Origin of the sequence: Jiangella mangrovi, from assembly GCF_014204975.1 — a bacterium.
Classification (GTDB): domain Bacteria; phylum Actinomycetota; class Actinomycetes; order Jiangellales; family Jiangellaceae; genus Jiangella; species Jiangella mangrovi.
Window position 1 is genome coordinate 2,757,903 of the sequence record NZ_JACHMM010000001.1, and the last position, 21,286, is coordinate 2,779,188.

22 protein-coding genes are annotated in these 21,286 nt (G+C 72.5%); 19 read left to right on the forward strand and 3 right to left on the reverse strand.

The features are described 5' to 3' along the window. Positions 1 to 12: 12 nt before the first annotated feature. On the reverse strand, positions 13 to 882 hold the full coding sequence (locus HD601_RS12860; RefSeq protein WP_184822433.1) for an HAD family hydrolase: 870 nt from the start codon (positions 880 to 882) through the stop codon (positions 13 to 15). Positions 883 to 928: 46 nt separating this feature from the next. Here HD601_RS12860 and HD601_RS12865 point away from each other — a divergent pair, with 46 nt between their 5' ends. The 17 genes from HD601_RS12865 (at position 929) to ccsB (ending at position 18,397) form a co-directional block, all read left to right on the forward strand. After that, the gene (locus tag HD601_RS12865) at positions 929 to 1,195 is read left to right on the forward strand and encodes a glutaredoxin family protein (protein ID WP_221440903.1); all 267 of its coding nucleotides are present in this window, start codon (positions 929 to 931) and stop codon (positions 1,193 to 1,195) included. Positions 1,196 to 1,332: 137 nt separating this feature from the next. Continuing rightward, on the forward strand, positions 1,333 to 2,067 hold the full coding sequence (locus HD601_RS12870) for a redox-sensing transcriptional repressor Rex (protein ID WP_131987134.1): 735 nt from the start codon (positions 1,333 to 1,335) through the stop codon (positions 2,065 to 2,067). Continuing rightward, positions 2,064 to 3,428 carry a glutamyl-tRNA reductase gene (locus tag HD601_RS12875; RefSeq protein WP_184822437.1) on the forward strand — a complete coding sequence of 455 codons (1,365 nt, stop codon included), beginning with the start codon at positions 2,064 to 2,066 and terminating at the stop codon, positions 3,426 to 3,428. Before HD601_RS12870 ends, HD601_RS12875 begins: the two co-directional genes overlap by 4 nt. After that, positions 3,425 to 4,378, forward strand: coding sequence for a hydroxymethylbilane synthase (hemC, locus tag HD601_RS12880; RefSeq protein ID WP_184822439.1), 954 nt, complete (start codon positions 3,425 to 3,427; stop codon positions 4,376 to 4,378). The genes HD601_RS12875 and hemC overlap by 4 nt, the downstream gene beginning before the upstream one ends. A 4-nt stretch (positions 4,379 to 4,382) precedes the next feature. Next, the gene (locus HD601_RS35660) at positions 4,383 to 5,993 is read left to right on the forward strand and encodes a uroporphyrinogen-III synthase (RefSeq protein ID WP_184822441.1); all 1,611 of its coding nucleotides are present in this window, start codon (positions 4,383 to 4,385) and stop codon (positions 5,991 to 5,993) included. A 13-nt stretch (positions 5,994 to 6,006) separates the two neighbouring features. Then, the gene (hemB, locus tag HD601_RS12890) at positions 6,007 to 6,990 is read left to right on the forward strand and encodes a porphobilinogen synthase (RefSeq protein WP_184822443.1); all 984 of its coding nucleotides are present in this window, start codon (positions 6,007 to 6,009) and stop codon (positions 6,988 to 6,990) included. 60 nt (positions 6,991 to 7,050) lie between these two features. Continuing rightward, on the forward strand, positions 7,051 to 8,580 hold the full coding sequence (locus tag HD601_RS12895) for a sodium-dependent transporter (RefSeq protein ID WP_184822444.1): 1,530 nt from the start codon (positions 7,051 to 7,053) through the stop codon (positions 8,578 to 8,580). Then, positions 8,577 to 8,696 carry a methionine/alanine import family NSS transporter small subunit gene (locus HD601_RS12900; protein WP_184822447.1) on the forward strand — a complete coding sequence of 40 codons (120 nt, stop codon included), beginning with the start codon at positions 8,577 to 8,579 and terminating at the stop codon, positions 8,694 to 8,696. Before HD601_RS12895 ends, HD601_RS12900 begins: the two co-directional genes overlap by 4 nt. A gap of 67 nt (positions 8,697 to 8,763) precedes the next feature. Then, a complete protein-coding gene (locus HD601_RS12905; RefSeq protein WP_343076406.1) occupies positions 8,764 to 9,189 on the forward strand; it encodes a Fur family transcriptional regulator in 426 nt (141 codons plus the stop codon). A gap of 58 nt (positions 9,190 to 9,247) precedes the next feature. Continuing rightward, the gene (locus HD601_RS12910; protein ID WP_184822449.1) at positions 9,248 to 10,696 is read left to right on the forward strand and encodes a catalase; all 1,449 of its coding nucleotides are present in this window, start codon (positions 9,248 to 9,250) and stop codon (positions 10,694 to 10,696) included. A gap of 138 nt (positions 10,697 to 10,834) precedes the next feature. Beyond that, positions 10,835 to 12,370, forward strand: coding sequence for a M28 family peptidase (locus HD601_RS12915; protein WP_184822451.1), 1,536 nt, complete (start codon positions 10,835 to 10,837; stop codon positions 12,368 to 12,370). Between the two features lie 78 nt (positions 12,371 to 12,448). After that, entirely contained in the window at positions 12,449 to 13,771 is a 1,323-nt protein-coding gene (gene hemL, locus HD601_RS12920; RefSeq protein WP_184822453.1) for a glutamate-1-semialdehyde 2,1-aminomutase, read from the forward strand. Further along, positions 13,768 to 14,415 (forward strand): histidine phosphatase family protein, encoded by a 648-nt coding sequence (locus HD601_RS12925; protein ID WP_221440904.1) that lies wholly within the window; start codon positions 13,768 to 13,770, stop codon positions 14,413 to 14,415. The genes hemL and HD601_RS12925 overlap by 4 nt, the downstream gene beginning before the upstream one ends. Before the next feature lie 26 nt (positions 14,416 to 14,441). Next, positions 14,442 to 15,005 (forward strand): redoxin domain-containing protein, encoded by a 564-nt coding sequence (locus HD601_RS12930; protein WP_221440905.1) that lies wholly within the window; start codon positions 14,442 to 14,444, stop codon positions 15,003 to 15,005. Next, positions 14,999 to 15,745 carry a cytochrome c biogenesis CcdA family protein gene (locus HD601_RS12935; RefSeq protein WP_425503481.1) on the forward strand — a complete coding sequence of 249 codons (747 nt, stop codon included), beginning with the start codon at positions 14,999 to 15,001 and terminating at the stop codon, positions 15,743 to 15,745. Before HD601_RS12930 ends, HD601_RS12935 begins: the two co-directional genes overlap by 7 nt. A gap of 13 nt (positions 15,746 to 15,758) precedes the next feature. Further along, a complete protein-coding gene (gene resB / locus HD601_RS12940; protein WP_184822459.1) occupies positions 15,759 to 17,378 on the forward strand; it encodes a cytochrome c biogenesis protein ResB in 1,620 nt (539 codons plus the stop codon). Then, on the forward strand, positions 17,378 to 18,397 hold the full coding sequence (gene ccsB / locus HD601_RS12945) for a c-type cytochrome biogenesis protein CcsB (protein ID WP_184822460.1): 1,020 nt from the start codon (positions 17,378 to 17,380) through the stop codon (positions 18,395 to 18,397). The genes resB and ccsB overlap by 1 nt, the downstream gene beginning before the upstream one ends. Before the next feature lie 145 nt (positions 18,398 to 18,542). Here ccsB and HD601_RS12950 read toward each other — a convergent pair whose 3' ends face one another. Next, entirely contained in the window at positions 18,543 to 18,980 is a 438-nt protein-coding gene (locus tag HD601_RS12950) for a PLDc N-terminal domain-containing protein (protein WP_221440906.1), read from the reverse strand. Between the two features lie 487 nt (positions 18,981 to 19,467). Here HD601_RS12950 and HD601_RS12955 point away from each other — a divergent pair, with 487 nt between their 5' ends. Then, positions 19,468 to 19,935 (forward strand): Lrp/AsnC family transcriptional regulator, encoded by a 468-nt coding sequence (locus HD601_RS12955; protein WP_184822463.1) that lies wholly within the window; start codon positions 19,468 to 19,470, stop codon positions 19,933 to 19,935. Beyond that, a complete protein-coding gene (locus HD601_RS12960; RefSeq protein WP_184822465.1) occupies positions 19,935 to 20,894 on the forward strand; it encodes a threonine ammonia-lyase in 960 nt (319 codons plus the stop codon). The genes HD601_RS12955 and HD601_RS12960 overlap by 1 nt, the downstream gene beginning before the upstream one ends. Here HD601_RS12960 and HD601_RS12965 read toward each other — a convergent pair. After that, positions 20,875 to 21,267, reverse strand: a complete 393-nt coding sequence (locus HD601_RS12965; RefSeq protein ID WP_184822467.1) for a rhodanese-like domain-containing protein — start codon at positions 21,265 to 21,267, stop codon at positions 20,875 to 20,877. The genes HD601_RS12960 and HD601_RS12965 overlap by 20 nt on opposite strands. Positions 21,268 to 21,286: the final 19 nt, after the last annotated feature.

The following is a 21,286-nucleotide window of genomic DNA, read 5'->3' on the forward strand; positions in this document are numbered from 1 at the left end:
CGTCAGCTGCGGTCAGCGCTTCTTGCGCGCGGCGATGATGCCGACGGCGGCACCGGCGACGGCGCCCGTCCCGGCGGCCAGGCCGAGCGTGGTGTTCCGGCGGCGGGCGCGGTAGTCGCGGATGCGCCAGCCGCGCTTGCGGGCATGACGGCGCAGCTTCCGGTCCGGGTTCACCGCGCACGGGAAGCCGACCAGCGAGAGCATCGGGATGTCGTTGGCGGAGTCGCTGTAGGCCGAGCACCGGCCGAGGTCGAGGCCCTCGCGCTCGGCCAGCGACCGGACGGCGGCCGCCTTGTCCTCGCCGTGCAGCAGGTCGCCGACCAGCCGGCCGGTGTACTCGCCGTCGACGTGCTCGGCGACGGTGCCCAGCGCGCCGGTCAGCCCGAGCCGCCGGGCGATGATCGTCGCCACCTCGACCGGCGCCGCCGTGACCAGCCAGACCCGCTGCCCCTGGTCGATGTGCAGCTGTGCGATCGCCTGGGTGCCCGGCCAGAGCTTGTCGGCCATGAGCTCCTCGAAGATCTCCTCGCCGACGCGCGAGAGCTCCTCGACCGAGCGGCCGGCGATGAACGACAGCGCCGCGGCTCGCGCCTCGACGATGTGGTCGGGGTCCTCGGCGCCGAACGCGAACTGCAGCTGCTGGCGTCCGAACCGGAGGATGTCGCTGGTGCGCAGCAGCCCGCGCTGGTGCATGCCGCGGGCCAGGTAGAAGAGCGAGGCGCCGCGCAGCACCGTGTTGTCGAGGTCGAAGAAGGCCGCAGCCCGGGCGTCCGAGGGCAGCTCGATGCCGGCGATCGCCTCGGCGGTGCTGGCCGCCACGTCGGCCCGCGCCCGTTCCGACGCGGCCCCGGTCCGTTCCCTGCGCAAGCGCAAACCCGGCATGGTCGCCAAGAGTAGCGGCGCGCCGGACTTGCGTACGGTTGACTCCGTGACCGACGTGAATCAGGGTCCCGGAGCGCGCGTCCTGCTGCTCGGGAAGCCCGGCTGCCACCTCTGCGACGATGCACGTGCAGTGGTCGACGCGGTCTGCGCCGAGCTCGGCGTCGGCTGGGAGGAACGCAGCATCGTCGGCGACCCCGAGCTCGAGAAGCGCTACGGCGAGCAGATCCCCGTCACGTTCGTCGACGGTGCTCAGCACGACTTCTGGCGGGTCGACGCCGACCGGCTGCGCCGGGCTCTGACCGGCGCCTTATAGAACATCCACGCCGGAACAGCAACTTTGTGCATACGTTCACAAGCGTCTAGGCTGGGGCGCATCGTAAAGCCTGCCGGTTCGGGTCCGTCACCCGGCCCCCGGATGTCGCCTTCCGCGCCGGCCGACCGGGGAGTGTCGTGACCCGAAACAGCCGTCCGTCGTCCACACCGACACCAGCCGCAGCACCGCCGCGCGGCGTGCCGGAGGCGACGGTCGCGCGGTTGCCGCTCTACCTGCGTGCGCTCACCAATCTCGCCGAGCGCGGCGTCGCCACGGTCTCCTCCGAAGAGCTGGCCGCGTCGGCCGGGGTCAACTCCGCCAAGCTGCGCAAGGACCTCTCCTACCTGGGTTCCTACGGCACCCGCGGCGTCGGCTACGAGGTCGACTTCCTGCGCCACCAGATCACCCGCGAGATCGGCCTGACCCAGGACTGGGCCGTCGTCATCGTCGGCATCGGCAACCTCGGCCACGCGCTGGCCAACTACGGCGGGTTCGCGTCCCGCGGGTTCCGCATCGCGGCGCTGGTCGACGCCGACCCCAGCCGCCTGGGCGAAGAGGTGGCCGGCCTCAACGTCCGCCACGCCGACGAGCTCGAGCAGATCGTCCAGGACCTCGGCATCGCCATCGGCGTCGTCGCCACGCCGGCCCGGGCCGCGCAGCTGGTCTGCGACCGCCTCGTCGCCGCCGGCGTCACCAGCATCCTCAACTTCGCACCGGCCATCGTGCAGGTGCCCGAGGGCGTCGACCTCCGCAAGGTCGACCTCTCCACCGAACTGCAGATCCTCGCTTACCACGAGCAGCGCAAGAACGGCGCCGCGCTGGCCCTGACCGCCGAGCAGGCGGCCGAGCTGGCCGAGGCGGTGAACGGATGAGCGTGCTCGCCATCGGGGTGTCGCACCGCAGCGCCCCCGTCGAGGTGCTCGAGAGCGTCGCGCTCGACCGCGCCGCCGTCGGGAAGCTGCTCGACGAGGTCCCGTCGTCGGACCAGATCGCCGAGGCCGTCGTCATCGCGACGTGTAACCGGCTCGAGCTGTACATGGACACCGCCACGTTCCACGGCGGCATCGAAGAGGCCAGCGCGCTGCTGTCGCTGTACACCGGCGCACCCATCGAGCTGCTGACGCCGTACCTCTACGTGCACTACGGCGACCGCGCGGTCTCGCACCTGTTCCACGTCGTCAGCGGCCTCGACTCCATGGTCGTCGGCGAGACGCAGATCCTCGGCCAGGTCCGCGACGCGTTCCGGCTCGCGCAGACGTCCGGCGCCACCGGGCGAGTGCTCACCGAGCTCTTCCAGAACGCGCTGCGGGTCGGCAAGCGCGCGCACGCCGAGACCGGCATCGACGCCGCCGGCCGCTCGCTGGTCACGCTGGGCCTGGCCCGGGTGCTGCCGGCGGTCGCGGCCGAGGGCTGGTCGTCCGGCCAGGTCGGCGGCGCGTCCTGGCGCGAGCTGCTGCCCGGCACGTCGGCCCTGGTGGTCGGCGCCGGGTCCATGGCCTCGCTGGCCGCGGCCACGCTGCAGCGCGAAGGCGTCGAGGTCGTCGTCGCCAACCGCACTCCTGAGAACGGCGCCCGCGTCGCCGAGGCCATCGGCGGCGTCGCCGTCGCCATGACCGACCTCCCAGCGGCGCTGCGCACCGTCGACATCGTGGTCTCGTGCACCGGCGCGGCCGGCGTCGTGCTGCCCTACGACCTCGTCGAAGCCGCCGTGGCGCGCCGCGGCGGCCGGCCGCTGGGCATCGTGGACCTCGCCCTCCCGCGCGACGTCGACGCCGGCGTGGCCGACCTTCCCGGCGTGGTCCTGGCCGACCTCGCCCGCCTCAGCGTGGCCGCCGACGACGACGTCGCCGACGCTCGCACCATGGCCGACGACGTCTCCGCCGTCCGTTCCATCGTCACCGACGAGGTCGCCGCGTTCGCCACCGCGCGCCGGGCCGCCCAGGTGGCGCCCACCGTCGTCGCGCTGCGCAGCATGGCCGACGACGTCGTCGATGCCGAGCTCACCCGCATGGCCGGCCGGCTGCCCGACCTCGACGAGCGCACCCGCGCCGAGGTCGCGCGCACCGTCCGCCGCGTCGTCGACAAGCTGCTGCACCAGCCGACGGTGCGGGTCAAGGAACTGGCCGCCCAGCCCGACGGCGCCACCTACGAGGCCGCGCTGCGCGAGCTGTTCGCCCTCGACCGCCGCTCCATCGACGCGGTCGCCAAGCCCGACGGGACGGTGGCGCCATGACCGCGGCATCGACCACGCCGCTGCGGCTGGGCACGCGGGGCAGCGCCCTCGCCATGGTCCAGGCGCGCTACGTGCAGCAGCGGCTGCAGGCGCTCGGCCACGACGTCGAGCTGGTCCAGATCACCACCAAGGGCGACGTGTCGACGGCGCCACTGGCCCAGATCGGCGGCACCGGCGTCTTCGTGACGGCACTGCGCGAGGCGCTGCTCGACGGCCGCGTCGACCTCGCCGCCCACTCCCTCAAGGACCTCCCGACGACCCCGGCCGACGACCTCGTCGTGGCCGCCGTCCCGGAGCGCGAGGACCCGCGCGACGCGTTGTGCGCCCGCGACGGCCTCAAGCTGTCCGACCTCCCCGCCGGGGCGCGGGTCGGCACCGGGTCGCCGCGGCGCGAGGCGCAGCTGCACGCGCTGGGCCTGGGCATCGAGATCGTCGGTCTGCGGGGCAACGTCGACACCCGGCTGGGCAAGGTCGCCGACGGCACGCTCGACGCCGTCGTGCTGGCCCGGGCCGGGCTCTCCCGGCTGGGCCGCCTCGACTCCGTCACCGAGGTGCTCGATCCCATGCAGGTGCTCCCCGCGCCGGGCCAGGGCGCCCTCGCGATCGAGTGCCGTCGCGCCGACACCTCGCTGGTCGAGGCGCTCGGCGCGCTCGACGACGCCGCCACCAGGGCGGCGGTCACCGCTGAACGGACCCTCCTCGCCGTGCTCGAGGCCGGTTGTACGGCGCCCGTGGGCGCCTACGCTGAGGCGGCAGAGGGTGAAGACGGCCTCGAGCTGTACATCCGGGCCGTCGTGGCTTCACGCGACGGCTCGCTGAGTATCCGCAAGTCAGCCACCGGACCCCTCGGGGGGGCGGAGCAGATCGGGCGCGACCTCGCGCTCGAGCTTCTCGCCGACGGGGCCGGGGCAGTCGTCGACGCCGGCGGACCGGCGTCGAAGGAGGAATAGAGTCGTGACCACTCCGCGAGGTGCGAAGCAGCGCACCGATGAAGGTGGCGTCGCGTTCGTCGGCGCCGGTCCCGGCGATCCGGGGCTGCTCACACTACGGGCGGTCGAGGTGCTCGGAGGGGCCGACGTCGTCGTCATCGACGAGCCGGCGCACCGCGCGATGCTCGCCTACGCGCCCAGCATCATCGAGGTCGTCGACGTCAGCATCGACGACGAAGGCGTCACCCTGACCCCGGCGGTGCGTGGGCGCCGTCTGGTCCAGGCCGCCAAGGGGGGCCGGCGAGTCGTGCGACTGCTCGGCGGCGACCCGTTCACCCACGCCACCGGCGCCGACGAGGCGCTCGCCTGCGCCAAGGCCGGCGTCCCGTTCGAGGTGGTCGCGGGCGTCGCCACGGCGACCTCCGTGGCCGCGTACGCCGGCATCCCGCTGGTCACCGGCCGCCGCCGCAGCGTCGAGATCTTCGACGTCGGCGGCAAGATCGACCTCAAGTCCTGTACGGCCGACACCGTCCTCCTGACCGGGGTCACCGAGCAGCTCGGCCACCTCGCCGAGGCGCTCGTCGACGCCGGCCGGGTGCCGTCCACGCCGGTCGCCGTCGTCACCTCGGGCAGCACCGTCGAGCAGCAGACCGTCGTGTCGACGCTGGCCTCGGTGGCCGCCGACGCCCGCGCGGCGAAGGTCGAGGGGCCGTTCGTCGTCATCGTCGGCGACACCATCGAGCACCGCGACACGCTCTCGTGGTTCGAGACCAAGGCGCTGTTCGGCTGGCGGGTCCTGGTGCCGCGCACCAAGGAGCAGGCCGGCCAGCTGTCCGTGGCGCTGCGTCGCTCGGGTGCGGTGCCCGAAGAGGTCCCGACCATCTCCGTCGAGCCGCCGCGCAACCCGCAGCAGATCGACAAGGCCGTTCGCGGCATGGTCGAGGGCCGCTACGAGTGGATCGCGTTCACCTCGGTCAACGCGCTGCGTGCGGTCAAGGAGAAGCTCACGGCGTACGGCCTCGACGCCCGCGCGCTGTCCGGGCTGAAGGTCGCCGCCGTCGGCGAGAAGACCGCCGACGCGCTGCGCTCGTGGGGCATCGAGCCCGACCTCGTCCCGTCGGGCGAGCAGTCCGCCGTCGGGCTGCTGAACGACTGGCCGCCCTACGACGAGGTGCTCGACCCGATCAACCGGGTGTTCCTGCCGCGCGCCGACATCGCGACCGAGACGCTGGCCGCCGGACTGACCGACATGGGCTGGGAGGTCGACGACGTCACGGCGTACCGCACGGTGCGCGCCGCGCCGCCGCCCGCCGAGACCCGCGACGCCATCAAGACCGGCAAGTTCGACGCCGTCGCTTTCACGTCGTCCTCGACGGTGCGCAACCTCGTCGGCATCGCCGGCAAGCCGCACGCGTCCACCGTCGTCGCCTGCATCGGCCCGCAGACCGCGAAGACCGCCGAGGAGCACGGCCTTCGGGTCGACGTCCTGGCGCCTGAGCCGTCGGTCGAGGCGCTGGCCGAGGCGCTCGCGCAGTTCGGGCTGTCGCGGCGGCTGGCCATGGTCGAGGCCGGCGAGCCGGTGCTCAAGCCGTCGCAGCGCCGCCGGGCGTCCGCGCGGCGCAAGAACGCCCAGTAGGGGGACGAGCAGCATGGGGTACCCGGAGATCCGGCCGCGGCGGTTGCGCCGTACGCCAGCCATGCGGCGGCTGGTCGCCGAGACGTCGCTCGAGCCGCGGCACCTCGTGCTGCCGATGTTCGTCCGCGAGGGCGCCACGGAGCCGCGGCCCATCGCGTCCATGCCGGGCGTCGTGCAGCACACCATGGAGTCGCTGCGCAAGGCGTCGCTCGAGGCGGTCGAGGCCGGCGTCGGCGGGCTCATGCTGTTCGCCATCCCGGAGCGGAAGGACGCCGTGGGCTCCGGCGGCGTCGATCCCAAGGGGCCGCTCAATGCCGCCATCCGCGAGGTCGTCGCCGAGGTGGGCGACGCCACCGTCGTCATGGCCGACCTCTGCCTCGACGAGTTCACCGACCACGGCCACTGCGGCGTGCTGGCGCCCGACGGCACCGTCGACAACGACGCCACGCTCGAGGTCTACGGCCGCATGGCGGTCGCCCAGGCCGACGCCGGTGTCCACGTGGTCGGGCCCAGCGGCATGATGGACGGCCAGGTCGCGGCCGCGCGGACGGCACTCGACGCCGCCGGCCACACCGACGTCGCGATCCTGGCGTACGCGGCCAAGTACTCCTCGGCCTTCTACGGCCCGTTCCGCGAGGCCGTCGAGTCGTCGCTGACCGGCGACCGCAAGACCTACCAGCAGGACCACGCCAACGGCCTCGAGGCGCTGCGCGAGACCGCCCTCGACATCGACGAGGGCGCCGACATGGTCATGGTCAAGCCGGCCATGTCCTACCTCGACGTGGTGGCCCGGGTCCGCGACCTCGTCGACGTTCCCGTCGCGGCGTACCAGATCTCCGGCGAGTACGCGATGATCCAGGCCGCCGCCGAACGCGGCTGGATCGACCGCGACAAGGCCGTCCTCGAGACGCTGACGTCGATCCGGCGCGCGGGTGCCGACATCGTCCTCTCCTACTGGGCGGTCGAGGCCGCCCACTGGTTGCGCGCCGCCCGCTGATCTTCACCCTGTCGGACCCAGCCGGTAAGGTCGGCTGTTACAAGTGGTCCGAGGAGGGACATGCAGCACGAACGGGAGCAATGGGGCACCCGCGCCGGTTTCCTGCTCGCGGCGATCGGTTCGGCGGTCGGCCTGGGCAACATCTGGCGGTTCCCCTACGTCGCCTACGACAACGGCGGCGGCGCCTTCCTGCTGCCGTACCTGGTGGCGCTGCTGACCGCGGGAATCCCGCTGCTGGTACTCGAGTACGCCATCGGCCACCGCTACCACGGCTCGCCGCCGCTCGCCTTCCGGCGCATCCACCGGCGGGCCACCGTCCTCGGTTGGTGGCAGGTCGGCATCTGCGTGGTCATCGCCGCCTACTACGCCGTCATCATCGCCTGGGCGGTCCGGTACATGGGCTTCTCGGTCGGCCAGGACTGGGGCGACGACCCCGAGGCGTTCCTGCTGGGCGAGTTCCTCGAGGTCGGCGAGCCGGGTGCCATCACGTCGTACGTCTCCGGCGTTCTGTGGCCTCTCGTCGCGGTCTGGGCGTTCGTGCTGGTGGTACTCGCGCTGGGCGTGCGTCGCGGCATCGAGCGGGCCAACCGGGTGTTCATCCCGCTGCTGGTCGCGCTGTTCCTCGTGCTGGTGGTTCGGGCGCTCTTCCTCGACGGGGCGGCGCAGGGCCTCGACGCGTTGTTCTCGCCCGACTGGGGCGCCATCACCGACGGCAGCGTGTGGGTCGCCGCGTACGGCCAGATCTTCTTCTCGCTGTCGGTCGGGTTCGGCATCATGATCACCTACGCTTCGCACCTGCACCGCCGGTCCGACCTCACCGGCTCCGCGCTGGTGGCGGGGTTCGCGAACAGCTCGTTCGAGATCCTGGCCGGCATCGGGGTGTTCGCCACGCTGGGCTTCATGGCGGCGTCCGCGGGTGTCGCCGTCGACGAGGTGGCGCAGTCGGGCGTCGGGCTCGCGTTCATCGCCTTCCCGCAGATCATCTCGACACTGACCAGCGGTGCCGGGCTGTTCGGCGTGCTGTTCTTCGCGTCGCTGGTCATCGCCGGCGTCACGTCGCTGATCAGCATTGTGCAAGTGGTCGTGTCGGCGGCCCAGGACCGCACCGGCATGCGCCGCGTCCCGGCGGTCATGACGGTCGGCGGCGCCATCGCGCTGGTGTCGATCCTGATCTTCCCGACCGCCCAGGGGCTGCACTACCTCGACGCCGCCGACCACTTCATCAACCAGTACGGCATCGTCCTCGCCGCCTTCGTCGTCGTGGTCGTCGTCGCCTGGGGGCTGCGGCTGCTCCCGTCGCTGCGCGCGCACGCCAACCTCACCTCCACGGTCCGGCTCGGCACCTGGTGGCAGGTGGCGCTCGGCGTGGTCACGCCGGTCATGCTCGGCTGGATGCTCTGGGACAGCCTGCGCCAGGAGTTCGACCAGAACTACGCGGGCTACTCCGACGGCTTCCTGCTCGCCGCGGGCTGGGGCGTCGCGGTCGGCGCCGCGGTGCTGGGCGTGCTGCTGTCGCTGTTCCCCTGGCGCGGCCGCGACACCTTCGTCCCCGCCGAACTCGAGACCGTCGGCGGAAGGGAGCGGGCATGAGTGCCGGAGCCGTCGTCATGCTGATCGTGGCCGTCGTCATCGTGTGGGGCGGCCTGGTGGCCAGCGTCGTGCACCTGCGCCGGCACCCCGACGTGGGCCCGCCCGAAGCCGACTGACTCGGACATTTCGTCTGGATTCAGACGCTTACTTGACTCGTTCCAGAAAAGGGCCGAGGATCGGTTCGTGCCCACCGACGTGCAGCTCCGCGACGACGCCGCGGCGCGGCTGCAGGCCGCGGGGCTCCGGGTGACCGCTCCCCGGGTGGGCGTCCTCGTCGCGCTCGAGCGCGAGTCGCACGCCGACGCCGATACCGTCGCCAAGCACGTCCGGTCCTCGCTCGGGGCCGTCTCCACCCAGGCCGTCTACGACGTGCTGCACGCCCTCACCGAGGCGAGGCTGCTGCGCCGCATCGAGCCGGCCGGGTCCGCCGCGCGCTACGAGACGCGTGTCGGCGACAACCACCACCACATGATCTGCCGGGGCTGCGGCGTCATCGTCGACGTCGACTGCTCCGGAGAGGCGCCGTGCCTGGCGCCGGCACACACGCACGGCTTCGTGCTCGACGAGGCCGAGGTGACCTTCTGGGGGCTCTGCCCCGACTGCCGCTGATACACCCCCGCTGGCGCGAGACCTCGCGGTCAGCTACCACCCCCAACGAGGAGACTGCATGAGCTCGACGCCGCACACGACCACCAATTCCGGCGCACCGGTGGCCAGCGACGCCCACTCCCAGACGGTGGGTCCCGACGGCCCCATCGTCCTGCACGACCACTACCTGGTCGAGAAGCTGGCCCAGTTCAACCGCGAGCGCGTGCCGGAGCGCGTGGTGCACGCCAAGGGCGGCGGCGCGTTCGGCGTCCTCGAGGTCACCGAGGACGTCAGCCAGTTCACCAAGGCGGCGTTGTTCCAGCCCGGCGCCCGCACCGAGGCGCTGGCGCGCTTCTCGTCCGTCGCCGGCGAGCAGGGCAGCCCCGACACCTGGCGCGACCCGCGCGGCTTCGCGCTGAAGTTCTACTCGACCGAGGGCAACTACGACATCGTCGGCAACAACACCCCGGTCTTCTTCCTGCGCGACACCATCAAGTTCCCCGACTTCATCCGCTCGCAGAAGCGGCTGCCGGGCTCCAACCTGCGCAACCACGACATGCAGTGGGACTTCTGGACGCTGTCGCCCGAGAGCGCGCACCAGGTCACCTGGCTCATGGGCGACCGCGGCCTGCCGCGCACCTGGCGCAACATGGACGGCTTCGGCTCGCACACGTACCAGTGGATCAACGCCGGTGGCGAGCGGTTCTGGGTCAAGTACCACTTCCGCACCGACCAGGGTCACGAGTTCCTGACGCAGGCCGACGCCGACCGCATCGCCGGTGAGGACGCCGACCACCACATCCGCGACCTCTACGAGGCCATCCAGCGCGCCGACCACCCGTCGTGGACGGTGTACGTGCAGGTCATGCCGTACGCCGACGCCGCGAGCTACCGGTTCAACCCGTTCGACCTCACCAAGGTGTGGCCCAAGGGCGACTACCCGCTGATCAAGGTCGGCTCGCTGCGGCTGGACCGCAACCCGGAGAACTACTTCGCGCAGATCGAGCAGGCCGCGTTCGAGCCGAGCAACTTCGTCCCCGGCATCGCCGCCAGCCCGGACAAGATGCTGCTCGGGCGCATCTTCTCCTACGCCGACGCGCACCGGTACCGCATCGGCACCAACTACAACCAGCTGCCGGTCAACGCCCCGAAGAACGAGGTCCACTCGTACTCCAAGGACGGCGCCATGCGGTTCGACTTCGCCGCCGCCGACCGTCCCGTCTACGCGCCGAACAGCCACGGCGGCCCGGCGGCCGAGCCGTCGCTGGTCGGCGACGCGGGCTGGGAGTCCGACGGCGAGCTCGTGCGCGCCGCCGCCACCCTGCACGCCGAGGACGACGACTTCGGCCAGGCCGGCACGCTGGTCCGCGAGGTGCTCGACGAGGCCGCCCGCGACCGCCTGGTGGGCAACATCGCCGGTCACGTCGGCAACGTGACGACCGACGAGCTGCGGCAGCGGGTGTACGCCTACTGGCGCAGCGTCGACGAGACCCTCGGCAAGCGGGTCGAGGAGGCCGTCGGCCGCTGACGCGGCGCTCCGCAGAACGAAAGGATCAGTGCGCCGGAAGGGGTTCCGCGCCCGCGACGTCGGGCGTAGCGTCGTGCCCGCAATCGGGGGTGTCCGCAGGCGCCACCAGGACGATGTCTCTGTCACTGGGAGCGGACCATGAAACGCAGCGCAGCATGGGCACTGGGCACGACCGGCGCACTGATCCTCGCCGTGGCACCACTGGCGTCGGCCGCGAAGCCGGCCGACAGCACCGACCTCCGCAACGCCGTCACCTCGGCCGGCATCCTGGAGCACCTCGAGGCGTTCCAGGACATCGCCGACGCCAACGGCGGCACCCGGGCGTCCGGCACGCCGGGGTACGACGCCTCGCTGCAGTACGTGAAGGCGCAGCTCGAGGCCGCCGGCTATCAGACGACGGTGCAGCCGTTCCTGTTCGACGTGTTCGAGGAGCTCGCCGCGCCGGCCTTCGAGCGCGTGTCGCCCGAGCCCGTCACCTATACCGAGGCCGACGACTTCCTCACCATGGAGTACTCCGGCAGCGGCGACGTCACCGGCACGTTGGTGCCGACCACCGACATCCTGGTCCCGCCGCCGGCCCAGCCCGGGTCGAGCAGCGGCTGCGAGCCGGCCGACTTCGTCCCGGCCTCGGCCACCGAGCCGCAGGTGGCGCTCGTCCAGCGCGGCACCTGCGACTTCACCGTCAAGGCCGAGAACGCGCAGAGCGCCGGCTACGACGCGGTCGTGATCTTCAACGAGGGCCAGGAGGGCCGGACCGAGACCCTGGCCGGCACGCTCGGCGCGGACACGCAGGCGACGATCCCGGTCATCGGCACCAGCTTCGCCGTCGGCGCGGACCTGTACGCCCGCACGCAGGCGGGCCCGGTGACCGTGCACGTCGAGACGTCGACGCTGATCACCCACGACGTACCGACGGCGAACCTGCTCGCGACCACGGGCGAGGGCCGTAGCGACCGGCAGGTCGTCGTCGGCGCGCACCTCGACTCCGTCGCCGCCGGCGAGGGCATCAACGACAACGGCTCCGGCTCGGCGCAGAACCTCGAGATCGCGCTGCAGCTGGCCGCGCTCGACGTCACGCCGCGCAACCAGGTCGTGTTCGCCTGGTGGGGTGCCGAGGAGTCCGGGCTGATCGGCTCGCAGTTCTACGTCGACTCGCTCACCCCGCGGCAGGTCAAGAACACCGCCGTCAACCTCAACTTCGACATGGTCGGCTCGCCGAACTACGTGCGGTTCGTGTACGACGGCGACGCCTCCGACACCGCCTCGCTCGGGTCCACCGGGTCCGGCGTCGTCGAGGACGTGTTCGTCGACTACTTCGGCAGTCAGGGCCTCGAGACCGAGCCGACGGCGTTCGACGGGCGGTCGGACTACGACGCGTTCATCACCGCCGGCATCCCGGCCGGCGGCCTGTTCACCGGCGCCGAGGGCGTGAAGACGGCCGAAGAGGCGGCGATCTACGGCGGCACGGCGGGCCTGGCCTACGACCCCTGCTACCACCAGGAGTGCGACGACATCACCAACCTGTCGGAGCAGGCGCTGGACGAGATGTCCGACGCGGCGGCGCACGCCACGCTGACGTTCGCCATGACGACGTCGGCCATCGAGGGCACCGGCAAGGGCGAGGCGACCGGGCAGTCCACGGCGGACTTCCGCGGGTCGCACCTGCTGCGCTGACGGGGGTCGCGGCGCGAGCGGCCCGAACGCTCCGGGGGTGGCGTTCGGGCTGCTCGGGCGGCTTGCGAGAATGACGCGGTGACCAACGACGACGTGCCCCGCAGTGCGGAGCTGTTCGACCGTGCGCGGGCCGTCACGCCCGGCGGAGTCAACTCGCCGGTGCGGGCGTTCCGCGCCGTCGGCGGCACCCCCAGGTTCATGCAGCGCGCCAGCGGCCCGTACCTCTACGACGCCGACGGCAACGAGTACCTCGACCTCGTCGGCTCGTGGGGGCCGATGATCCTCGGCCACGCCCACCCGGCGGTCGTCGAGGCCGTCCGCTCGCAGGTCGGGCGCGGCACGTCGTACGGCACCCCCACACAGCCCGAGGTCGAGCTGGCCGAGGAGATCGTGCGCCGCACCAGCGTCGAGCAGGTGCGGCTGGTCTCCAGCGGCACCGAGGCGACCATGAGCGCCATCCGGCTGGCCCGCGGCGCCACCGGCCGCACCAAGGTCGTGAAGTTCGCCGGCCACTACCACGGGCATGTCGACGCGCTGCTGGCCCAGGCGGGCAGCGGGGTCGCCACGTTCGCCCTGCCGGACACCCCGGGCGTCACGGGCGCGTCGGCCGGCGACACCCTCGTGCTGCCGTACAACGACACCGGCGCGGTCAAGGCGGCGTTCGCCGAGCACGGCGAGCAGATCGCCTGCGTCATCGCCGAGGCCGCCGCGGGCAACATGGGCGCCGTCGCACCGGCCGACGGCTTCAACGCGTTCCTCCGCGACACCGCGCACGAGCACGGCGCACTGCTGGTCCTCGACGAGGTCATGACGGGGTTCCGCGTCTCGCGCTCCGGCTGGCACGGCCTCGACGGCGTCACCCCGGACCTCACGACGTTCGGCAAGGTCATGGGCGGCGGCTTCCCGGCGGCGGCGTTCGGCGGCTCGGCGGCGGTCATGGAGCTGCTGGCCCCCGCCGGCCCCGTCTACCAGGCCGGCACGCTGTCCGGGAACCCCGTCGCGACCACGGCCGGGCTGACGACGCTGAAGCTGGCCGACTCGCAGGTCTACGCGCACCTCGACGCCACGGCGCAGCGCCTCGGCGGGCTGGTCGGCGAGGCCCTGACCGCCGCTGGCGTAGCGCATCGGGTCCAGTACGCGGGCAACCTGTTCAGCGTGTTCTTCACACCCGACGGCGCCCCGGTCACCGACTTCGCGACGGCGAAGCGGACCAGCACGGCCCGGTTCGGGGCGTTCTTCCACTCCATGCTCGAGTCCGGCGTGTACCTGCCGCCGTCGGCGTTCGAGGCCTGGTTCGTCAGCGCCGCGCACGACGGCCGCGCCGTCGACCGCATCGCGCAGGCGCTGCCGGCCGCCGCGGCCGCAGCTGCCGCCGTCGACACCGAGGGGGAGGGCGAGTGAGTGAGCTGACCCGCGTGCACCTGCTCCGCCACGGCGAGGTGCACAACCCGTCCAAGGTGCTCTACGGCCGCCTCGCGGGCTACCACCTGTCCGACCTCGGCACCGCCATGGCCAAGCGCGTGGCCGAGTCCGTCGCCGACCGCGACATCACGCTGCTGGTCAGCTCGCCGCTCGAGCGGGCGCGCGAGACCGCCGCCCCCGTCGCCGATGCGCTGGAGCTCGACGTCCGTATCGACGACCGCCTTCTCGAGGCGCTCAACGTCTTCGAGGGCCTCACGTTCGGCGTCGGCGACGGCTCCATGCGCCACCCCAAGCACTGGCGCAACCTGCGCAACCCGTTCAAGCCGTCGTGGGGCGAGCCGTACCGCGACATCGCCGCGCGCATGCTGGCCGCCATGGACGACGCCCGCCGCGACGCCGCCGGGCACGAGGCGCTGCTCGTCTCGCACCAGCTGCCCATCTGGACGGTGCGCAGCTTCATCGAGGGCCGGCGCCTGTGGCACGACCCGCGCCGGCGCGAGTGCGCGCTGGCCAGCCTCACCACCGTCACCTACGACGGCGAGACCATCGTGTCCGTCGCCTACAGCGAGCCGGCCGGCGACCTGCTGCCCCAGATCGGCAAGCCGTTCTCGGCGGGTGCGTGATGCGACGGCTGGCTCTTCTCCTCGGTGTGGGCGTGCTCGTCCTCGCCGGGTGCTCCGACGGCCAGGTCGAGCGCAACGACAACGCGAACCAGGCCGGCTACATCGCCGGCGACGGCACCATCAGCGTCTACGACCCGGCCGAGCGCCAGACGGCGCCGGAGTTCGGCGGCGAGCTGCTCGACGGCGGTGAGTTCCAGCTGGCCGACGCCGTGGGCGACGTCGTCGTGCTCAACGTCTGGGGCTCGTGGTGCCCCCCGTGCCGCAAGGAGGCGCCGGACCTGCAGTCGGCGTACGAGGCGCTGAGCCCCGACGGCGTGCAGTTCGTCGGCGTCAACGTCCGCGACCCCGGCACCCGGGCGCCGCAGCAGTTCGAGGACGAGTTCGGCATCACCTATCCGAGCATCTACGACCCCAAGTCCGACGCGCTGCTCGCCTTCCGCGACACCATCCCGCCGGCGGCGATCCCGAGCACGCTGGTCATCGACCGCGAGGGCCGCATCGCCGCGCGCGTGCTCGGGCCGCTGGGCGAGACGACGCTGACCGACATCGTCCGCGAGGTCGCGGCGGAGGGCACCGCTGAGACATCGTGAGCTCCTTCGGCGACACCGTCCTGACCGGTTCGCTGGCACTGGCCGTGCCGGTGGCGGCGCTGGCCGGGCTCGTCTCCTTCCTGTCGCCGTGCGTGCTGCCGCTGGTCCCGGGCTATCTGGGCTACGTCACCGGGCTGTCGGGGGCGGAGCTGGCGTCGGGACGACGGGGCCGGCTGCTGCTGGGCGTGCTGCTGTTCGTGCTCGGGTTCAGCGTGGTGTTCGTGTCGTACGGGCTGCTCTTCGGCGGCCTGGGGGCCGTGCTGCAGGAGCACGGCGAGACGATCATGCGGGTGATGGGCGTCGTGACGATCGTCCTGGGCCTGCTGTTCGCCGGCTGGCTGCCGGGGCTGTCGCGCGACTGGCATACCGGGATGAACCCGGCCGTGGGGCTGGCCGGGGCGCCGCTGCTGGGCGTGGTGTTCGGCCTCGGCTGGACGCCGTGCATGGGGCCGACGCTGGCAGCCGTGCAGACTCTGGCGTTCACCGAGGCCAGCGCGGGCCGAGGCGCGCTGCTGTCGTTCGCGTACTGCCTGGGGCTGGGCCTGCCGTTCCTGGTGGCGGCGCTGGCCTACCAGCGCGCGACGCGGTGGTTCCAGTGGGTGCGACGGCACCAGGTGGCGGTCATGCGGGCCGGCGGCATCATGCTGATCGTGCTCGGCGTCCTGCTGGTCACGGGGCTGTGGGGCGAGCTGATGTCGTCGATGCAAGGCTGGATCGGCGGCTTCGAGGTGGCGGTGTAGGAATGGGCACACGATGACGACGCAGATGGACACCCGCCCGCCGGTCGACGACCGGCCGCCGCCGCTGCACGGCCGCGAGCTGGCGCGGTGGGCCTGGCGGCAGCTCACCTCCATGCGGGTGGCGCTGATCCTGCTGTTCCTGCTCGCCGTCGCCGCCATCCCCGGCTCGGTCATCCCCCAGAGCGACGTCAACCCGCTCAACGTGCGCGACTTCCGCGCCCGCAACCCCACGCTGTCGGAGTGGTACGACCGCCTCGGCCTGTTCGACGTCTACTCCGCGCCCTGGTTCGCCGCCATCTACCTGGCGCTGCTGGTGTCGCTGGTCGGCTGCATCCTGCCGCGCTGCTGGCAGCACTGGAAGGCGGTCCGGGCGCAGCCGCCGAAGGCGCCGAAGCGGCTGTCGCGGCTGCCCGCGTACCGGACGGTCGAGGTCGACGCCACGCCGGCCGAGGTGCTCGCCGTCGCCCGGGCCGAGCTGCGCTCCCGGCGGTTCCGCCTGCGCAAGCCCGCGGCGGAGGGCTCGGCGGGCGAGGACGACGCCGTCGCCGCCGAGATCGGGCACCTGCGCGAGACCGGCAACCTGCTCTTCCACCTGTCCGTCGTGGTCGTGCTGCTGGCCGTCGCCCTGGGCGGGCTGTTCAGCTACCGGGCGACGGTGCTGGTGCCCGAGGGCTCGGGCTTCTCGAACCAGGTCATCCAGTTCGACAGCCTCTCCGCGGGCGCGCTGTTCGACTCGTCGGACCTGCCGCCGTTCTCCATGGACGTCGAGTCGTTCACCATGGAGTTCGTCGACGCTGGCAACCAGATCGGCCAGCCGTCGCACTACGAGGCGACGGTGCGCCTGGTGCGCGAGCCCGGCGCGGAGCCCGAGACGCACACCATCCGGGTCAACGAGCCGCTCGACATCGACGGCACGTCGGTGCACATCATCAACCCCGGCTACGCGCCCGCGTTCACCATCCGGGCCGCCGACCGCGAGACCGTCCTCGCCGAGGGCCCGGTGCCGTTCCTGCCCGAGGACTCCAGCTTCACCTCCACCGGCGTGGTCAAGGTCGAGGTGCCGCCGGAGTTCGGCGACGACATCGGCATCCAGGCCAACTTCCTGCCCACCGCCGTGCTGGACCAGAACGGACCGCGCTCGATCTTCCCCGGTGCCCGCAACCCGGCGGTGTTCCTGACCGCCTGGCACGGCGACCTCGGCCTCGACGACGGCCAGCCGCAGTCGGTGTACCGGCTCGACACCGACGACATGGAGCAGTTCCAGGAGAACGGCGAGCCGTACCGTCGCCAGTTGGTCGTCGGCGACACCGTCGAACTGCCCGACGGCCGCTTCATCACCTTCGACGGCTATGTGACCTGGGTGAACCTGCAGATCGGGCGGAACTCCGGGCGCGAGCTGGCGCTCGTCGGCGCGGTGCTCGCGGTCGTCGGGCTCATGGGCTCGCTGTACGTGCGCCGGCGCCGGGCCTGGGTGCGTGCCACCGTCGGACCCGAGGGGCGTACCGTGGTCGAGGTCGCGGGGCTGCACCGGGCCGAGGGCTCGGCGGGCGACCGCCTCGTCGACGAGGTCGGTGCCATCACCGACGGGCTGCTGTTGCGCCTCGGAGGCGCGGAAGAGAAGAGGGAAGACTGATGGACCTCGACGCCGTCGCCGAGTGGAGCCGCTACGTCGTTGTCGTCGCGGTCCTCGTCTACCTGGCGGCCTGGCTGGCCTTCTGCGCCGAGGGTGGTCTGCGCAGCCGCCTGCGCCGCTCTGCCGAGGTGGCCGCGGCCGAGCGCTCGGCCGACCGCTTGAACGAGCTGATCGCCGTCGGCGGGTCGTCGTCGACGGTGTCCGGAGCGAGCGCCGGTGCCGGTGCCGGTGCTTCCGAGGCCGGGCCGGGCGACGCCGAGATCGAGGAGCGGGCCGACCGGCTCGGCCGCAACGGCCGCGTGCTGTTCGGCCTGGCCACGCTGGTCCTGGCCGCGGGCGTCGTCATGCGCGGTGTCGGCACCGGGCGCACGCCGTGGGCCAACATGTACGAGTTCTCCATCACCGGCGCGCTCGTCGCCTCGATCGTCTTCCTCGTCCTCGCCCGCACCGTCGTCGGCAAGGTCGTCGCCGTCTGGGCCGTCCTGCTGATCTTCGTCACCGTCGGGCTGGCGGCGACGTTCCTGTACGTGCCGCCGGGCCCGCTGCAGCCGGCGCTGCAGTCGTACTGGCTGGTCATCCACGTCGGCTGCGCGGTGCTGGCGTTCGGCCTGTTCACCGTCTCCGCCGTGGTCAGCGCTCTGCAGATCGTCTCCGAGCGGGCCGCCGACCGCGGCAGGACGTCGGGCTTCGGCGCCTCGCTGCCGGACTCCGGCGCGCTGGACCGGCTGGCCTACCGGCTGACCGCCATCGGGTTCCCCATCTGGACCTTCGGGCCCCTCATCCTCGGCGCCATCTGGGCCGAGGTCTCGTGGGGCCGCTACTGGGGCTGGGACCCCAAGGAGGTCTGGGCCCTCATCACCTGGCTCGCCTACGCGGCGTACCTGCACGCGCGCGCCACGGCCGGTTGGAAGGGCTCGAAGGCGTCCGTGGTGGCGCTCGTCGGGTACGCGACGGTGCTGTTCAGCTACTTCGGGGTGAACATCCTCTTCAACGGCCTGCACTCCTACGGCGGCCTCTGACCCGGTAGGCCGGTCGTGACGCTGCGGAATCCGGCGGACGCTCGGGAAACCGGCGCTTGCGGGGCGGATCGGGCGCCCAAGCGTCGGTTTCCCGAGCGTGAGCCGGATTCCGGGACCTGACCCGGAGCGACCGCCGCGGCGAGGACTAGCGGGACTCGTCCTCGTCGTCGGTGTGGTGACGGGCCTCGTCCTCGCGCTTGCGGGCCTCGGCCTGGCGACGGCGCTCGAGCTCTTCGGCGGCGGCGCGGTCCTCGGCGTCCTTCTTGGCCTTGATCTCGGCCTCGCGCTTGCGGAGGTCGGCCTCCCACTGGTTCAGCATCTGCTCGTGCTTGGTGTCGATGTCGCGCAGGTGCCGCAGGAACTCGGGGTCGTCGTCGGGCGCGAGCGGCCGGGCCGGCGGAGCGGCGGGGCGGCGCTGCGGACGCTGGCGCACCTTGCCGACGGCCAGCCAGAGAATGGGGCCGATCAGCGGGATGAGCACGATGATCGCGACCCAGGCGACGCGGTTGAGCGACCGGAACCGGGCGGAGTCGGTCTGCAGGCAGTCGATGAGCGCATAGACCAGCAGCGCAATCGCGACCACGATTGGTAGTACCCGACCCACCGTGAGACCTCCCCGGTCGAGCTGTGTGCCTTTCCACCAGCCTAGGTGGTGTGCCGGGCGTGACGCACCCCGGACCGCATTCCGCTTGTCTGGGCAAGCGTCACGCGGATCCGGGGGCGCCACGACCAGGGGCTGGGGGGCTAGCCCTGGAAGGCGTCCGGCCGGGCGGGGCCGGACGCGTGGTCGGTGATCAGGAGAAGAGGCGACGACGCGGACGGTGGCCGGCGCGAACGGCAGCTGCCTGGCGCGCCCTCTCCGCCTCCCGACGCAGGTCGTCGATGCGGGTCTGGGCGTACTCGAGGCTGTACAACGTCACTCCATATGCAAGAATACCAACGAGATCGAAGGTCAACATCGACCTTCTGCCTATGATTCTAAGTCACGACGGCGTAACGAATCCATCTCGAACGGGGTGATCCCCACCACGTTGCCGACGCCGCCGCGGGCACTGCGAGGATGGAACGCCATGGACACCGTCGATGCGAGTCTTGTCGCGGCGCTGAGGGCCAATGGCCGCGCGTCGTACGCCGAGCTGGGACGGCTGGTGGGGCTGTCCGGGCCGAGCATCCAGGAACGGGTGCGCCGGCTCGAGGAGCGCGGAGTGATCACCGGCTACCGCGCCACCGTCAACCCCTCAGCGCTGGGCCTGGGTCTGACGGCGCTGATCGGGCTGGTGCTGTCCGACTCCGCGGGGCACGAGGACGTCGGCGCCCGCCTGGAGGACGTTCCCGAGGTCGAGGACTGCTGGTTCATCGCCGGCGACGAGGCCTACATGCTGAAGGTGCGGGTCGCCGACGTCGAGGGGCTTGAGCGGCTGCTGGGCCGGCTGGTCCGCATCGAGGGCGTCGCCCGTACGCGCACCACCCTCGTCATCTCCACCCGGTTCGAGGACCGCCAGGTCGAGCGGACCCCGTCGGAACTGGTCGGCAGCTGATGGCCCAGGGTCTGGTCGGTCTCGGCGACGTGCGTGCGGCGGCCCGGCGGCTCGACGGCGTCGCCGTCCGGACGCCGCTGATCCAGGCGGCGTGGGCCGGCGGCGAGCTGTGGCTGAAGCCCGAGGGTCTGCAGGCCACCGGCGCGTTCAAGCTGCGCGGCGCGTTCAACGCCGTGGCGCTGCTCGACGACGGCGCCCGCTCGCGCGGCGTCGTCACCCACTCCAGCGGCAACCACGCACAGGCGCTGGCCTGGGCCGCCCGCGCGCAGGGCATCGCCGCCACCGTCGTCATGCCCGACGCCGCCGCACCGGTGAAGGTCGAGGCGACCCGCGCGCTCGGCGCCGAGGTGGTCATGGTGGCGCCGGCGGAGCGCGACAGCCGGGTCCGCGAGCTGGTCGCCGAGCGCGGCCTGACGTTCGTCTCGCCGTTCGACGACGCCCGGGTCATCGCCGGCGCGGGCACCGTCGGCCTCGAGATCGCTGCCGACCGCCCCGACGCCGCCACCGTCCTCGTCCCCGTGGGCGGCGGCGGGCTGATCTCCGGCATCGGCGTCGCGGTGAAGGCGCTGGCGCCGTCGGTCCGCGTCGTCGGCGTCGAACCCGAGCTCGCCGCCGACGCCCGCGACAGCCTGGCCCGCGGCGAGCGCGTCGCCTGGGACCCCGCCGACACCTACCGCACCATCGCCGACGGCGTCCGGCTCCCCGTGATCGGCGAGCTGACCTGGGAGCACATCCGCCGCCACGTCGACGAGATCGTGACGGTCCCGGAGGACGCCATCCTGGCCGCCATGCGGCTGCTGGCGGTGCGCGGGCGCATCGTCTCCGAGCCGACGGGGGCGCTCACGACGGCGGCGTTCCTGGCCGCGCCGGAGCGGTTCGGCCGGACGGTGGCCGTGGTGTCCGGAGGCAACGCCGACCCCGGACTGCTGGCCCGGGTGCTCACGTCGTCCGCAGCGTGAAGCCCTCGTCCAGCCAGCCGGTGACGCCGCCGATCATCTTCTTGACCGGCCGGCCGAGCCTGGCCAGCCGCAGCGCGGCCTTGTCGGCGCCGTTGCAGTGCGGCCCGGCGCAGTAGGCGACGAAGACGGTGCCGGCGGGGTAGTCGGCGAGGTTGCGCTCGACGATGCGCCCGTGCGGCAGGTTGACGGCGCCGGGCACGTGGCCGGCGGCGTAGAGGTCCGGACCGCGGACGTCGAGCAGCACGAAGTCCGCCGTCCCCGTCGTCAAGGCTTCGTGGACGTCCCAGCAGTCGGTCTCGAAGGCGAGCAGGGACGAGAAGTGGGCGACGGCGTCGGCGGGCGGCGCGGGCGCCACGGAGGTGAGGGTCGTCATGCCGACGACGCTACGGCGG